This is a genomic window from Cellulophaga sp. 20_2_10 (assembly GCF_023476645.1).
In the GTDB taxonomy this organism is placed as follows: Bacteria; Bacteroidota; Bacteroidia; order Flavobacteriales; family Flavobacteriaceae; genus Cellulophaga.
Map to the genome: position 1 here is coordinate 15,142 of NZ_JAMCOJ010000002.1, position 15,479 is coordinate 30,620.

13 protein-coding genes are annotated in these 15,479 nt (G+C 29.0%); 6 read left to right on the top strand and 7 right to left on the bottom strand.

Going from position 1 to position 15,479, the window contains the following annotated elements; translation table 11 throughout:
* Nucleotides 1–283 precede the first annotated feature (283 nt).
* The 6 genes from tssR to M4I21_RS03945 all read right to left on the bottom strand — a co-directional run bounded on the left by tssR (nucleotide 284) and on the right by M4I21_RS03945 (nucleotide 6,963).
* Nucleotides 284–2,689 carry a type VI secretion system protein TssR domain-containing protein gene (tssR, locus tag M4I21_RS03920; protein WP_249557794.1) on the bottom strand — a complete coding sequence of 802 codons (2,406 nt, stop codon included), beginning with the start codon at nucleotides 2,687–2,689 and terminating at the stop codon, nucleotides 284–286.
* Nucleotides 2,686–3,597, bottom strand: a complete 912-nt coding sequence (locus M4I21_RS03925) for a PKD domain-containing protein (RefSeq protein WP_249557795.1) — start codon at nucleotides 3,595–3,597, stop codon at nucleotides 2,686–2,688. The genes tssR and M4I21_RS03925 overlap by 4 nt, the downstream gene beginning before the upstream one ends.
* Nucleotides 3,598–3,626: 29 nt before the next feature.
* On the bottom strand, nucleotides 3,627–4,073 hold the full coding sequence (tssO, locus tag M4I21_RS03930) for a type VI secretion system TssO (protein ID WP_249557797.1): 447 nt from the start codon (nucleotides 4,071–4,073) through the stop codon (nucleotides 3,627–3,629).
* A gap of 2 nt (nucleotides 4,074–4,075) precedes the next feature.
* Nucleotides 4,076–4,570, bottom strand: a complete 495-nt coding sequence (gene tssO / locus M4I21_RS03935; protein WP_249557799.1) for a type VI secretion system TssO — start codon at nucleotides 4,568–4,570, stop codon at nucleotides 4,076–4,078.
* A 551-nt stretch (nucleotides 4,571–5,121) separates the two neighbouring features.
* Entirely contained in the window at nucleotides 5,122–6,489 is a 1,368-nt protein-coding gene (locus M4I21_RS03940) for a DUF5458 family protein (RefSeq protein WP_249557801.1), read from the bottom strand.
* A gap of 18 nt (nucleotides 6,490–6,507) precedes the next feature.
* Nucleotides 6,508–6,963, bottom strand: coding sequence for a hypothetical protein (locus M4I21_RS03945; RefSeq protein ID WP_249557803.1), 456 nt, complete (start codon nucleotides 6,961–6,963; stop codon nucleotides 6,508–6,510).
* Between the two features lie 144 nt (nucleotides 6,964–7,107).
* Here M4I21_RS03945 and M4I21_RS03950 point away from each other — a divergent pair, with 144 nt between their 5' ends.
* The 6 genes from M4I21_RS03950 to M4I21_RS03975 are packed head-to-tail and all read left to right on the top strand — an operon-like array spanning nucleotide 7,108 to nucleotide 14,746.
* Nucleotides 7,108–7,536: a GPW/gp25 family protein gene (locus M4I21_RS03950; protein WP_249557809.1), complete on the top strand. Its 429-nt coding sequence runs from the start codon at nucleotides 7,108–7,110 to the stop codon at nucleotides 7,534–7,536.
* A 30-nt stretch (nucleotides 7,537–7,566) separates the two neighbouring features.
* Nucleotides 7,567–9,315, top strand: a complete 1,749-nt coding sequence (locus M4I21_RS03955; protein ID WP_249557811.1) for a hypothetical protein — start codon at nucleotides 7,567–7,569, stop codon at nucleotides 9,313–9,315.
* A 5-nt stretch (nucleotides 9,316–9,320) separates the two neighbouring features.
* Nucleotides 9,321–11,759: an AAA family ATPase gene (locus tag M4I21_RS03960; protein WP_249557813.1), complete on the top strand. Its 2,439-nt coding sequence runs from the start codon at nucleotides 9,321–9,323 to the stop codon at nucleotides 11,757–11,759.
* Nucleotides 11,753–12,682: a hypothetical protein gene (locus M4I21_RS03965; RefSeq protein WP_249557815.1), complete on the top strand. Its 930-nt coding sequence runs from the start codon at nucleotides 11,753–11,755 to the stop codon at nucleotides 12,680–12,682. The genes M4I21_RS03960 and M4I21_RS03965 overlap by 7 nt, the downstream gene beginning before the upstream one ends.
* A 26-nt stretch (nucleotides 12,683–12,708) precedes the next feature.
* Complete coding sequence (locus M4I21_RS03970; protein WP_249557817.1) at nucleotides 12,709–13,599, top strand: TssN family type VI secretion system protein; 891 nt, start codon at nucleotides 12,709–12,711, stop codon at nucleotides 13,597–13,599.
* Nucleotides 13,586–14,746, top strand: a complete 1,161-nt coding sequence (locus tag M4I21_RS03975) for a hypothetical protein (protein ID WP_249557819.1) — start codon at nucleotides 13,586–13,588, stop codon at nucleotides 14,744–14,746. Before M4I21_RS03970 ends, M4I21_RS03975 begins: the two co-directional genes overlap by 14 nt.
* 136 nt (nucleotides 14,747–14,882) lie before the next feature.
* Here the strand turns inward: M4I21_RS03975 and M4I21_RS03980 are convergent.
* Nucleotides 14,883–15,479, bottom strand: a 597-nt coding sequence (locus tag M4I21_RS03980) for a hypothetical protein (RefSeq protein ID WP_249557821.1), incomplete at its 5' end; no start/stop codon positions are given.

Below are 15,479 nucleotides of genomic sequence, written 5' to 3' on the forward strand. Positions count from 1 at the left end.
AATATTAAGTTACAAAATTTTATTCTTTTTTTTAACACGAATTTAATGTTAGTTTAAAAGAGTAAAGGCTTACAAAAACAAGTGTTATAACATATAATATAGTTTTTAAATAATTATTTAATTAGGAAAAATGAATGTATTTAATCGTATTTATCCGTCATTTAACTTATTAACTTACTGTAATTAAACTTAAGTTTTGGTGTTTTTAAGTCGTGATACATATTTTTTTATAAATTCCCCAAAGATTCTATTTGGGGAATAATTTGTGTTTTTAGTGTACTTATTAAAGCAATAAATATTCAGGAATAAAATAAGTGTTTTTGTTTACTTTTTCCAGATCATTATCTAAAAATTTCTTTTCTAAAAGATCTACTTTATTACGATTTTGTATGTAGAATTTGTGAAATCCGTTTTGCATAGCAGATTTCGATTTTACCTTTAAACTTTTGTACTTGCCAAATGTAGGATCTACTTTTATACCTGTTTTAAAAAAGAATAACTGAGATAATTTATCGTCTCTGTAAATTACATTTCTTTTAAAGACTTTATTAATGCCTCTAATTTCTCTTCTGTAAGTTCTTTTTAGTATTCTTTTTTCTCTTCTTGTTAAAGTATCTTTTTCTGGGTGTATGTAATCATCTGCATTTGTGTACGATTCCATTTCCTTTTTTAATGCAGCAAGTTTAGATTCTGGAAAGCGAGGTAATAGATCTCTGTAATTTTCAATAAGTTCTACTATTTCTACTCTGCTCATATGATAGCCTTTTTGTAATGAGGTAATATTGGCTTTGTCTAAATTTGTCTTCTTGTAAAAAACATCGTTAGGGTTGCTCTTGTCTATTAAGCTTATCTGTAAACTATCGTAATTAAAAATGGTCCTTAAAAATTTAGACGGTTTAGATTTTAAAACTCCAAGTTTGCTTTTGTAATTATTTAAAGATGTTATTAACTTGTTATTTGTGTTAATAGTATTAACTAATATGGTGTCTAAAGCGGTGGTTAAGGCTTTTGGCTCTATATCCATATTTATACTAGGGAAAATAATACCACCATTAAATAAACTATTATTTGGTGCGTCATAGATATAGATATTACTGTTTTCTGCCTCAATACTTTTTAAACTGTTTTTACTAATGGTTAAGTTGTTGTCTATAATATAATTTTCTATATAAGAGTTATAGTTGTTAGATGCATTAGATAATATTTCTTTGGCAAGTAGTAAATTGTTTTGACTACTTTCATTAGAACGATTTTGCAACTGTACAAATAATAATTTTGAAGATTTCAAGGCCATTTTTTCAATTAAATAGTCTTGCTTATCTAGGTTGTAATTACCTGTGCTACCTGCTATAATAAAAAAGTTATTTTCAAAACTATTACTTGTCTTGTAGCTTGTGGCTAAAGAGGTTTCTATTGCTTGGTTTAAGGTTAAATAGTCTTTTGTTATTGCTTTTTTATGTAGTGGCTTTTCTTCTAGTATATTTTGAATAAAAGTTATCCAACTCGTAAAAGATGTAGTTTTAGGCAGTACGTAAGACTTATTTTTACTTCTGCTAACAGCAGAAAATGTAAACTTTAAATCTTCATGCTGCGGAAAAAATAAACCTATATTTTGTAATGAATTAATTAAAGGTTTAATACTCTCTTTTTCATCTACATTAAAAATAAAATGAAAATTAACTGTTTTGCTTTCTTTTTCTAATCTATCTGCATCAGTAATTAAAACATTATTACCTTTTACATTTATTAATTTATTCTCGTTCTGATCCCAAATATAAAAAGGAATACTAGCCGTGTAGCTCGCTGGTTCATTTGGGTTGTTAAGGTCTTCATTATAAAAGTAGCTAGAGTAAATACCTTGTTGTGATATGGTAATATTAGTAGTGTCTTTTATGTTTACAGATTTTTTTTGTTCTGCTAAATTGTACACATGACCTTGCCCAATAGGTGAAATTAAATCTGTTGGTACCCAACCCATAATATTAGTTTCAACGCCGTTAATACTTGGGGCGTTAGAAATAAGAACGGCATTACCAGTATCGTTATACTTATACGGGTAAACGGTTTGGTTTAAAAGTAATTTTTTGGCTAAAGGCTTATTAAAAAATGGATCTTCATATACCAAAAGGCTATCGCCAGTAAATGCCTTGTTTAGCTTGTATAGTCCAGCAGTTTTACTAATCCCTATTTTATACTTTAAAGGCCTATTGTTTATTTTACTAATAATAGAATTTTTATGTTGTAGGGTGTTTTTTTTAGATACCCAGCCAATATAATTTAACCCTTTAGTATCTGTAAAATGACGTTTTCTGTTGAATAAAAAAGAAAACATACTTTTAGGTTTGCCAATTAAGGTAGAGTCGGCTAAAACAACTTCGTATGCATTGTTTTTATCGCTTATTACAAAATAAGGTTCTAAAAATGGTTGCGATCCCTTTTTAAATTGTCCGTAGCTGTTAGTGTAAGAGGTATTGCTACTCCTGTCTGAATATACTACGAGTATAGATTTATCTTTTTTAAGTTTTAAGTTTTCTGTATCGCTATCGGTGTCAGGATAATTAAAACTATGATCACTTACGCGTTCAATTTTCTCGTATTTAAATACTTGTGCATGAATAACATTAAAAAGCAATACAGATAGAAAAGTGATTATAAATGGTACTATTTTTTTTAGTTGGTTATTTTTCATTCTAACATGCTTTGAGTTACATTAATTCTTTTAATACATTTATACGTCTCGAGTTCTATACTATTGATGCTTATCTTTTTGTTGCGTTTACCATCTAAATAATGCAGACCTTGGCAATAGCTGTAGAAATCGTTATACTTACTATTGTTAATTACAATTACAACTTCATTGGCGTTATTGCAGGTGTATTTATTTTTTAAATACTTAAACTGTTCATTAAAAGTGCTTCTGTCTGATACGTCTGCATCTGCAATGGCTTGTAGGTGTTTTTTAATGTCATTTTCTGCTAAAGAAAGAGAATCTACTGTAACCATTACATCTAACTTCTCAAAACGAGGAAGTATTTTTATTTTATGATATATTGGATATTCCGTAGTGTTGGTAGTAAGTTTTACGTCATAAGTGCCAGGTTCTGAGTATACATATACATTTTGTTTCTCATAAGCATCTACAGTTCCTGACTCGCCAAATTCCCAGTACCAAGTTTCTATGCCCGGTCCTTGAGATGTAAATATTAATTCTTCTCCTGTGTAGCCTTCATCTGGGCCAAAAAGTTTAGGTATAGAGTCTATAACCTTGCGCTCTTTAACAGATATTACTTTAATGTACTTAGACAGTGTTTGGTTTTTATCAATGTCTACAGTGACTAAGTATTTGCCAGGTTCTTTGTATTTATATTTTACCTCTAGGTTGCGTTTTAGTGTGTCTCCGTTGCCAAAGTGCCATACTAACTTTTTGTCTTTTACTACAGCTGTGTCATTTAAGAAAAAATCTAATTCTTCATTTTGTTCATAATGACTGTTGTCATTAGAATCAAAAACATAGAAGTCTAAATTTTTTAACTCAGAGTTAAAAGGATAAAAACTTAAAATGATAACTACTAAAGAAATGAGTAGAAGTACACTCAATAATATAATTTTATTTTTGTTATTCATGTCTATATATTTGCTTTACATTCATTTAGGTTCTTTTCTATCAGTTGGTTATTCTTTAAAGATTTGTTCAAGGCCTCATTAATATCAAAGTATATTTTTAATATTCTTGAAGATTGCTGTCCAAAACTGTATTTGTTGTTTTTGTTATTTATTTTATAAATGTCTTCCAAGGCATAAATATCTCTCTTAATGCCATCTATTCTTTGTACCTGATTAATATCAAACTCTATAGTTTTAATAGTATCATGTAAGGCAACAACTTGTGTAATGTACTTTTTTTGAGCACTTAAAATTTCTTCAGAATTTCTAATGTCGCTCATGATCTCTTTGCTCTCTAAAACAGGCACCGAAATAAAAAAATTGACAATTATTACAAATAGGATGCCTACTACCCAAGAGAAAAATAAAGTGAATCTAATTTTCCGCCAAGAATTTTCATTTAGTTGCATAGTTAATTAAATTGGTTAGAGTTTATTTCTTGATATTTTCGTTTGCATTTTTCTAGCTGGTCAATATTGTGTATTCTTTTACTCTCTTCTTTTTTGTATACATCCATTACAGATTGTATTTCTTCTAAGTGTGTAAATAGTTTTTGGTATAACTCGTAATGTTTAGCATCTTGTTTATTGATATTGATTTCTTTTTCTAAGCTTAAACGCGTATCAGAAATAAGTTTTTGCATTTCCTTATGTTCTGTTAATGTTCTTTTTTTATTTTTTAAACTATTTAAATTCTTATAAATATCCTCTAACTGATAGTTAAGTTGTGCTTGTTTATTAAAAATAGCATCGTAGCTCGCTTTTTTTTCGTTAAGAAGTGTAATTCCTTTTGTAGCTGTGTTTAAGGTGAAAGAACCACATACCAATAACACTAGTATTAATAAACTAAAGTATAAAGAGAATTTTAAAATTTGTTTTCTTCTCTTAATGTAATTTAATGGTTTCATTAAATAATTTTTGTATTTAAAATTGACCCATTTTATGGGGTTAAATTTGTTTTTGTATTCGCCTTATTTTATCTGCTATAGTATCGTTGTTTTAATAATATTATATACTGTAAGGCTTAATTTTTTATGCAGTTTTTTCTTATGTCAATAAAAATTATTTTAGAACTAAGGCTTTAAAATAATTTTCTATGGTAATTACGTCGCATATATTATACTTTTAGTAAGTAGCTTTAAATTAATTATCTGTGCTAAATATTGTATATATTTTTGACCAAGATATTTAAATTTTCCTATAAAATTTACATAAAAAACAGTTTTTTTTGTCTGTTTTTACTGTAGTTTAAAATTTTACTGTTTGCAGGTAATTAACAGCAAATAATGTTCACTGTATTCAGTGTGTTTTTTGTGGAAAACAAAATTTAGCAGAAAAGGGGAGTGTGTTAAATAGATTTAGAGTTACTATTTTAGAGCTAAATTTCAGATATTTTAGGATGTATTAAATAAGAAATGGTCTTTTATAAAGACCATTTCTTAGTATGTTTAATAAATTATTATTGTTGGTTGTACTCACTATGCCAAACAGCTTCTTCTGGGCCATCTCCTTTGTGACCATCTAATTGTATTACAAAACTCTTTGCTGGAAAGTATGGTGTAATATGAAGATCTATTAAGACTCTATCTTTTTGGTTAGGGTCTTGCTCTATTTTCATTACCTTAAATTTCTCAATAAGTTTTGTTGGTCCGTGAATACTATCTAAGAACTTAACAATTTGGCTTCTTAAATCAGACTCTGTTCTAGTAGTCCAGTTTTCAAAAGCTCTTCTGTTTAAGAAGTCAAATAAAACCTTAGTTATATAATCAAATACGCGAACTACAGAATATGTTTGTAAACCTAAGTTATCTCCGTTAAAAAGTGTTTTTGCAGAGAAAGCCATAACCTTACTATACTCGTTAACCATTGGTACAAGACCCATTTTTTCCAATTCAGAGATTTCACTCTTTTTAAGATCAAAACGTACACTTTCTACCTCGTTAATTCCACCAAATTTTTTACCAGCTACTACTTGTGACATTAGCGTGCTGTATATTTTACCTGCTAGAGCAGAAGAAGGAGGAACATATAAGTTGTCTTCTTCGCCAACAATGTCATCCTTTTTTCTTCCTAATAACCAGTTGCAAGTCATTAGAGTATTAGACTTATAAGCATCTGCACCAGTATGGTTAGAGTTAAAGAAAAGATCTACAACATCATCCGGTGTTTCTAAATCTTGAAAATCTGTTAGTAATACGGTTTTATTATCAAAAGCTATTTTAGACCACTTGTCTAGAATAGAATTAGTACCCAAATATCCAGGTATAACTAATAAAGAATAGTTTTGTCTTAAATCTAATCTATCATAGTTTTGTTTTAGCTCGTTACCTATATAATCTATAAAATAAGGGTTGTCTAAATCTTTTAATTGATCCATACTAGCGTTAACAATGGTTACGTTTTTAACCTTGTCGCTTTCGGTATTTTTATAGAAATGTGCTAGTGACCTGTAAGAAGTTTCAAGTTCCTTAGTTTTTTTTAAAGCTTGCTTAAGATTAGCATTTAGGACTTCTCCTACTTTAAGTGCTTTTTCCTTAGCAATGTCGCGCATTTCTTCACTGTTTTTGTTGCTCTTTAAAAGATCCAACCAAACAGTTAATCTGTTAATTAAATTTTTACGTTCAGACTCCCATTGGTCGTCTGTTAAAAATATATTTCTTCTTGCTTTTCTGTTAGGGTTAAGGTTAGTGTACCCATCAATTACATTTTCTAAAAAAGAAAAACCACCAAATTCTTTTAATAAATCTATTGAAGCTGATAAATCTACTGTTTCAGCTTGCTTTGTTTGTGTAGCTATAGATTTACTTGTTTGAGTCTTTTCTGCCATTATTTATTTTTTTGATCGTTATTTTTCTGCATTTTTAATTTCAGAAATAGAATCTTCTAAAATTTGAATAAGTGCATTTTTAGTGTCTGGATTGTCTAAAGCTTTCAAAAGGGCTCTGTTAGAAGATAATTGACGAGAAATTTTTACATTTTGTTCTTTTTCTATATCTAATTTGCTTAAAAACTCACTGTTCTCTTTAATTTTTTTAGAATCAAAATCTCCAATGTTTTTAAAGTTCATTACCTCATTTATTTCACTGCCGTTTTCATCTTGGTGTTCTAATTTTACAGATGGAGAAAATTTTTCAAAAACTTGCTCTACTGTTTGTAAACCATGTATTGCTTCTGGTGAAACAGGCGCTTCATCAGTTAGTTTTTGAACCAATAGAGTTCTGTTAGAAGGGATGTCCGCTATAGATTCGTTCACATCTAACTTCACCTCATTACCTCCAATACCATAATTATACATTGCCATATAGTCTAATTTTTTTATTAATGTTATCTAGTTTTTTATAATTTTAATATGAATATACCTATTTTATTTAAAACAATAAAATTATATTTGTTTAAAACAGTGTAAGTATAAGAGTAAGATATTACTGATAAAGATATAAAACTTATGAACTATTTGAAGTTGCCAATAGATTTTTCTGAAATTTTAACAAATAAAAGTGCAGATCGATGTTCTAAAGTTGAGTCTATTGCACAACATATAATGATGATGATTACCTCTAGATACGGAGAAGTTGTAGGTAGAGATGACTTTGGTTCACAAATTTGGGAACTAGAATTTAGTCAGTTAGTACGCATTAAAGATTGGGAAGAGCGGGTAGAGAATTCTTTAACTGAAGCCATAAAAAAATATGAATTTAGATTAAAAGATATTAAAGTATCCGTTGTTTTGTCCGAGGTAGATGATAATTTGACTTCTCCTGAAAATACACAAATACGCAGAAAATCACAAATCTCTGTAAAAGCAAAATTATTAGAAAACGATATGGATTTTAATTTTAATACCTTAATATATATAAGTCCTTTATCCCAATAAATTAATATGAGAGACCAAACATTTTTAACATTGAAAAAAAGGATGTTAGAACGCTCTATGGAATTATGGGGTATAAAAGAGGCGAATAGTATAGACCCATTAATAGATCTTTTAATTGATGTTTTTGCGTATGAAAAGGCAAAGTTACATCAAGAAATTAAATTGTCTGACACACAATTACTTCATAGACTGTCTAGGATTTTATTAAGTAGTAAATGGTCGTCTCCAATGCCAGCGCATGCTCTAATGTTAATGTACCCAAATGAAGAGGTGTATACAGTTACTCCAGAAAACCATTTTTATGTAAATACGAGTAGTTATGGTAAAGAAAATTTAAGTGTTTTTTTTACACCTTTAGTAAATAGTACCATACATGATGCAGCTGTAAAGTATAAGTTGTACAATACGCAGTTGGTACAGTATGCAAACAAAGAATCTGGTAGTAATACGTTTTTTGATGCAGAAAACAGAGTAGAAGACAATACACTATGGTTAGGAATAGAAATAGACCAAGAAAAGCTTCATAAACTAGACCATTTGTCTATCACCGTATTGATGGATGATTTAAGTTTATATCCACTTTTAAATACAATGTCTATTACTGGTGAAAATAGGGTAAATGTTAAGTGTTCTAAACTGAATTTTGACTCTAATGAGCTAGATGAGACACATTATTTTGAAGAAATAAGCACTTTTTATAAAGACTATTTTTATACGTTAGATTTAGCTGGTAATACACACATCAAAAAATCTCTAACTCAGTTATTTCCGTTCTCCAAAAAGGAAGTAGAGGACTTAGATTATGATCAAGGCCTTTTTTGGATAAAAGTAAAACTGCCAGAAATTTTTGATAAAGAAAAAATACAGCAGTTTAATGTTTCTCTTAATACCGTTCCTGTAGTGAATAGACAACGAGTTTATAAACAGCATAATTATAATAAAAACGGAAGAATAGTATCACTTCCAACAGAGCATAAAAACTATTTTTTAAATGTTAAATCTGTTCAAGATGATAATGGAAAATATTTAAAAAATATTTTAAACGATTATGAAAATAAAAGAAATGGTACGTACTCCCTCTATTTTGGAGATATAGAAAAATTTGACACAAGAAGTGCAAAAGTGCTAATAAACAAGGTTACACAATCTATTAGAGAAGAAGGTAATGCCTATGCGGCAATGAATCCTGAAAAACTAGATACTTATTTAGAAGAACTTATAAAACAGTTAGACGTTTTAGAGCAAAAAGCTGTAGAAAAAGTAAAGGATATAGATATGTCAGAAAGTACATTTTTATTAACATACCCTTTCCCGGACGCTACAAATTATGAGATAGAATACTGGACAAGTAATGCAGATTTAGCAAATAATTTTAACGAGCAAAGTACCTTTAATCAATATGCAACTAATGAGTTTGATATGAAAAAAACTCGCTTGCTAACAACCACTGTTGGCGGTAAAATTAGAAAGGGAGAAAGAGAACAGGTAGATAGTTTGAGGTATGGTTTATTAACAAAAGAACGTATAGTTTCTGCGGCAGATGTAAAAAGTTATATAAACCAACAAATAGGGAACTACGTGTCTAATATACAAATACAACCTGGAGCCCAAATCTCTAAAGAAAAGAAAAAAGGAATAATAAGAACAACAGATGTTTTAATTACATTAAACACATTATTTTCATCCAAACAAGATTTAAGTAGGTTAGGTGTTTATTTTGAAAATGAATTGACAAGTAAGTCAATCAGTAACATTCCATATAAAGTAGTAATTCAGTAATAATTATGAAAGAATTAGATTTTAGTCAAGGATTAATTTCGGCTATAAAAATGGCCAAACATAAAGCTAATAATGAAAAACACATTTCTTTTGGTGTAGCTCATTTAGTTATGGCAATGCTTATAGAGCCTACTGGTCTTAAAGAAATTTTAGAAAGCCTTGGTAAAGATATTGGGTATATAGCAGAGTGGTTTGAGGTTAGGAGAGAAATGTATACACCTACCACAGATTTTGATGAAGAAACAATGCAAGATGGTGAAGTGCAAATAGTACTGGAAGACGCTATACGGTCTAAAATAAAATTAGGAACAGATTTTATAGATCCTATTTGTGTTTTTACGGCAGTTATTAGAGAAGGTGTTGTCTATTCTAAAACTCAATTAGACTCCTTAGGGGTTAATGAAAATGATGTGCTAAGCCAATACAACGTACCAAAATTAAACCTATTGTCTGGCTCAGAGGCAGAAAACCAAGTAGTATCTTCTACACCATTTTCTGTAAATCTTAAAACTGAAAAAATAACAAAAGAAGGCTCTCTAATAATAGGTAGAGAAAAAGAGGTTAGATCTATTTTAGAAAATTTAGAACGATCTGAAAATAAAGGAACCTTATTAATTGGAGATTCTGGTGTTGGTAAAACAGCAGTTGTAAAATCTTTTGTTTCTGAGTTAGCAAATAATGAAGATGAAGCCATAAGAAATTCATTGGTATTTGGTTTAAATGTATCTAAGCTATTGGCTAGTTGTGGTTCTGAGAATGAGATTTCTAAAAAAATTGTTGAACTTTTTGAAAAACTACACAAATTAGAAACCCAAACAGTTTTGGTTATAGATGATCTTCAGATTTTATTAGAAAATACATCTGGTAAATCTAGCTTAGTAACAAATATTTTAAGTGCTCAGTTAGCAGAAGGCTCAACAAATTTAGTATTTACAATTACCTCCGATGCTTACAGAAAGAATATAGAAAAACATCCTATTAATAGTAAGTTAGAAATGGTTTTTTTAGAAGAATTAGATCATTTTTTACTGCTAAAGTGTTTAGAAAAACACCAAACCAGATTGCAAGGTATCTATGATATAAAAATTTCTGATGAAGCTCTAAAAGAAACCATAAAATTATCTAAAAGATATTTTAAAGAAAACAAACTGCCTTATGGCGCAATAGATTTGTTAGATAGGACTTTAGCGGCTGTAAAAATGAGTAATAAAAACGCTCAAAAAGAAGTTGAGAAATTTAAAGAGTCATTAAAGAAGATAGAGGAGAGTGAGGTTGTTGTAAAAGGTGATTTAGAGTTACTCTTTAAAACAATTTTTAAGAAAATAAGTGTTGTCTTAACGGCTAAAGTAGTAGATAATTTAGTTCTTTTAGAAGACGATTCTATAGCAGATAGTTTGGAGAAGTTACATAAGTTGTTAGCTATTTTAGAAGAGATTGCATCAGAAAAAATAGATGTAATTAAATCTACAGAAATAGAATCTATTGTAGCAGATATATCTGGTATTCCTTTAGGAAAAATACAAGCAGAAGAGAAAGAAAAAATATTAGGTATAGAAGATAAACTTCAAGAGCGAGTTAAAGGTCAAGAAAGTGCCATACAAACATTGTCCGATGCCATTATAGAATCTAGAAGTGGACTAGGCAATCCTAAACAACCAATTGGGTCCTTTTTCTTTTTAGGGCCAACAGGAACCGGTAAAACAGAGCTTACCAAGTCTTTAGCGGAGTTATTGTTTGATGATGAAACGGCTATGATTAGGTTTGATATGTCAGAATTTAAAGAAGAACATTCTGCTGCATTACTATATGGCGCACCTCCAGGTTACGTTGGGTATGAAGAAGGGGGTATGCTAGTGAATAAAATTAGACAAAAACCATATTCGGTTGTACTTTTTGATGAAATAGAAAAAGCTCATAGTTCTGTTTATGACGTTTTTCTTCAAATTATGGATGAAGGTACAATACATGATAAATTAGGAAGAAGTGGAGATTTTTCTAATGCCATTATAATATTTACCTCTAACATTGGTAGCCAATGGATCGCAGAACAAATAGAGCAGGGGACAAAGCCATCATCTAACCAATTAATAGAGGTGATGAGTAAGCACTTTAGACCAGAATTTTTAGGAAGGTTAACAGAAGTAGTTCCATTTTCTCCTATTAATGAAAAAATAGCAAAAGATATTTTTAAATTACACTTTGCAAACCTGCAAAAACAACTTTTAGATCAAAAAGATATTTCTTTAGAATTATCAGAGGATGCTTTAGCTTTTCTTGCGCATAAAGGATACTCCAAAAAATACGGGGCAAGACCAATTGGTGGTGTAATTAGAAATTATATTAAAAAAGTAGTTTCTAAATTTATTATTTCTGAGCAAATAGTTGCTGGCGATAAAATAATCCTAAACTATAGTGAAGAACAATTAATTTGGGATAAATGTTAGAAGATGAATTTGACATAGACTCCTTAAAAAGAAATGATACAGCAGATTTTGTAGCAGAAGTTTTTTATGAAGAATTAAAGTTTATTTTAAATAAAGATTTAGATGAGATGCTTATAGTAGAAAACAGTGGCATGAACAGCCGCGCGTTATCTAAAGATATCTTAGACGTAACAACTTTATACAAAAGTATAACTAATAAGTACAAAGAGTTTTTAGTTTTACACTTAAGCAGAAACAGTATTTACCATCAGCTTCCAGAGATTTTATTTCATCCATTGGTTATTAGTACACCATCAATGAGTAATAAAGAGATAGTAGAAGCTATAAAAGAAAATAAAAGAAGAGAAGTTAGAAATATAAACTTTTTTCAGGCTTTTGATACCGATCTTTTTAAAGAAAGTTCAAAAATTGTAAATCGTCATCTTAACTTTTTAACAGATGATAGCGCTAATGAAAATCTTTTTAGAATTGTACAAAAATGTTTAGATGCTAATTTAGAAATACCTAAAGTAAAATTATTTAAGCTGTTCTTTAAATTATGCAATTCTGAGCAATTAAAAGAAAATCTTCCCGTTATTGAAGATCTAATTTATGAAGTGCTAGATTTTAAAATAGAATTAAAATATACGCCTAAAATTTTTGACCAAATTCCTTATAATAGCCTAGGAAATAGTTTGTTGGGTATAGATTTTGGTTTACACGGAAAAGTAAGAAGTGAAGTAGATGATATCACTGCTTGCATACTGTTAGATAAGCCTATAAATAACTATAATACCCTTTTAAAAAACATTGATAATGTTAAAACAATTTTGAGTTTTTTAATTATTTCAAACAGAGAAATATTTGTAACTTACCATTTAACGGGTAAGTTAGATTTTGCTTTAAATAACAAATATTTAGGTTATGACACTTATTTAAATTAATGTTAAGGATATAAAATACAGATGAAATGGATACATTAATTACATTTTTTTTAAAATATTTACTAGCCCCTTTATTGGTGGTTTTTTTAATTTTAGTACTTAAGTTTTCTAAAATTAAAAAGAAGTTACGTATAAAAAAGGTTATCTTTTTTATACTAATATCATTACTAATACTAATTTTACCATCCTTGTTTGCCTTGTTAAGGTACGAGTTTGTTTGGGGTGGTTTATTAATAACTGCATTAACGTATTTGTTTTTAGGAATTGGTATGGTTTTTTATACAAAAACTAAAACATTTGATTCTTTTGGTTTAATAGAAAAAGATGGTAATAAGACCTACTTTTTAATTGTAATCTTTGCAATTGTAATTTTAACGGCATGGGTTTATTATTTAATTTTTAAGCTGCTAAGTGGGTTGCCATATTCAATTTGGGCAATGTCTTCTGTATTGTGGTTTTTAGTACCCTTGTTTTATGTAATAGCAAGAGATTCTTTTTTAAAAATATCGCCACCATTTTTTAAGTCTTGGCGAGTAGAGCATGATACAAATAGTGATTTGTATTGGGATAAGATAGATACTTTTACGCTTATACAAGTAACGGTTAAGGTTAAAAGGTCTCCTATAGATAAAGAGTATTCATCATTTATGGTAAAACTGCCTACAGAGGTTATTTTAGGAAAATGGTTTAATAGGTTTATAGAAGATCAAAATGTTAGGTTTCCGCAAGATGTTATAAAAACAGAAGATGAAAGTGGTGATGAAATGGGGTGGATTTTTTACACCACTAAGTGGTTTAAATTTCCATTATTTACTCGCGTTTTAGATGCAGAAAAAACAGGGGCCGAAAATAACATTACCAACACGCAGACAATCTTTGTTAGACGTATAAAAATAAAAGAAGATGAAAACGAATAAAATACAAAACTTACCCATTAACTGGACAGATGGAGTTAAGCTATCAGAGAAACATTTTTTTAAACAATATTATAGTGTACTAGAAACTATTAAAGATTATAATTCTAGCGGTCAAAAAAACTTTGATTTTGGTATTTTACAAGCAATAGACAGTAATTTTAGTGCTTTAGATTTAGAGTTGTCATCAGACACGGGTAGTAGCATAGCAGTAAGTCTTAAGTCTTGTAATGCAATTACTAAAAACGGATATAAAATTTTATATTACCATGGGCTTTATGGTGAAGATAATACACCTAAAAAAGTTATTAATTTTAGCGAAGCAGAAGATGCTTCAATCCATACCTATTATGTAATAGTATCTATTAGTCCGTTTGAGTTAATACCTGTAGGGCAGCCAGACCCAGAGGTAGTTCCATTACATCACCCATATGCATTGCCTAAAATAACATTAGATGTTGTTCCTGTAAATCAAATAAACACACATTTTTTAGAAGGTAATTTTATTGTAGTAGGTGAAATAAAGTCTGAACAAGGCATTTTTTCTTTAAATGAATCTTATATACCACCTGTAAAAAAAGTAGCTTATAATGATGCTTTAGAAAAGTTTAGGGTAGATCTTATACAGGTATTATTAAGAATGAGGAAAAACTCTATTTTAATAATTAAAAAGAACAGAAACCATAAAAGAATAAACCGTTTAGCAGAAAACACTTTTTTGTTGTGTAATGATTTTAATCAGTTTTATGGTCAAAGTATTTACTATTTAAAGGAAGTTGTATCACAAGAATCTCCAATTTTTTTAGCAAAACAAATATCAATTTTAGCCAATCAGTTTTCTACATCTTTAAGTATTATGGATGAAAAAGAAAGAGAAGAATTGTTACAATATTATTTTGAGTGGACAGATGTTAAGCCTTCTAATTTTAATTCTAAAATTGAAGATGTATTAAACAACCGCTACAACCATATAAATATTATTGAAACTGTTGAGGTATTGGGCGAGTTTATATCTATAATAGATAGGCTGTTTAATAAAATGAGTGCTCTAGAATATATAGGACAACGTAAAGATAATATTGTTATTAGTGAAGATTCTGTAATTAAAAAAGATAAGCCAGGTAAATCTTCTTGGTCTATTTTTGATTAGATTAAAACCTTATATAACAAAAAAAGCTACCTAGTAATTAGGTAGCTTTTTTGTTTATTGTTTAATTTAGTAATTACAGACGCAGCTCACCCAAAACACTAAAAACCAACTATAGAAAAATATTTTTTTAAGCATATTATTTTATCATTTCTAACTGTATGTCTTCATCTTTACCCGTGTAGTTGTCTTTATCCATATACAAATATATATACGGAGAAATCATTCTTCTAAATTCCTCTCCTTCATTCTGGTATAAAAAATGTAAAGCTGGCTTACCTCTAAATCTTTGATCTATCTCAAATGAACTAGATTGTTTTAAGGTTGCTATTCTTCCATTTCCATAAAATGCTAATTCGTAATCTTTTAAAGTAAGGAAATCTTTATTTTTTTTCATTAAACTATTTAAAAATTGTTTTTTTAATTCTTCAAAAATTTGATCTCCATCATGAACTTTATGTGCGTAATAGCTTGTAGTTACCTTGCGAACAGTATTATTAAAATTAATACTAAAATATTTGTCTACATTTTCTTCTTCATAAATTTTTTGATACATTTTGTAGTAACTAATAATTTTTTGTTTTAAAAGTGTAGAATCTACCTTCCGTAAATCTATACCATTGCTCCAGCCTTCAAACTCAAAAGGTACTTCTGCTTTAAAAGTAAAACTAAACTCATAAAAAGCTAAACCTGCGCCAACAAATTCTTGGTTGTTATACCCTTCTGTTTTTACTAC

Bases quoted from the DNA above. Each gene is read 5' to 3' on its own strand.
- M4I21_RS03965 (WP_249557815.1), top strand. From the start codon at position 11,753: ATGTTAGAAGATGAATTTGACATAGACTCCTTAAAAAGAAATGATACA.
- M4I21_RS03970 (WP_249557817.1), top strand. From the start codon at position 12,709: ATGGATACATTAATTACATTTTTTTTAAAATATTTACTAGCCCCTTTA.
- M4I21_RS03940 (WP_249557801.1), bottom strand. From the start codon at position 6,489: ATGGCAGAAAAGACTCAAACAAGTAAATCTATAGCTACACAAACAAAG.
- tssO (WP_249557799.1), bottom strand. From the start codon at position 4,570: ATGAAACCATTAAATTACATTAAGAGAAGAAAACAAATTTTAAAATTC.
- tssR (WP_249557794.1), bottom strand. From the start codon at position 2,689: ATGAAAAATAACCAACTAAAAAAAATAGTACCATTTATAATCACTTTT.
- M4I21_RS03950 (WP_249557809.1), top strand. From the start codon at position 7,108: ATGAACTATTTGAAGTTGCCAATAGATTTTTCTGAAATTTTAACAAAT.
- M4I21_RS03975 (WP_249557819.1), top strand. From the start codon at position 13,586: ATGAAAACGAATAAAATACAAAACTTACCCATTAACTGGACAGATGGA.
- M4I21_RS03960 (WP_249557813.1), top strand. From the start codon at position 9,321: ATGAAAGAATTAGATTTTAGTCAAGGATTAATTTCGGCTATAAAAATG.
- M4I21_RS03945 (WP_249557803.1), bottom strand. From the start codon at position 6,963: ATGGCAATGTATAATTATGGTATTGGAGGTAATGAGGTGAAGTTAGAT.
- tssO (WP_249557797.1), bottom strand. From the start codon at position 4,073: ATGCAACTAAATGAAAATTCTTGGCGGAAAATTAGATTCACTTTATTT.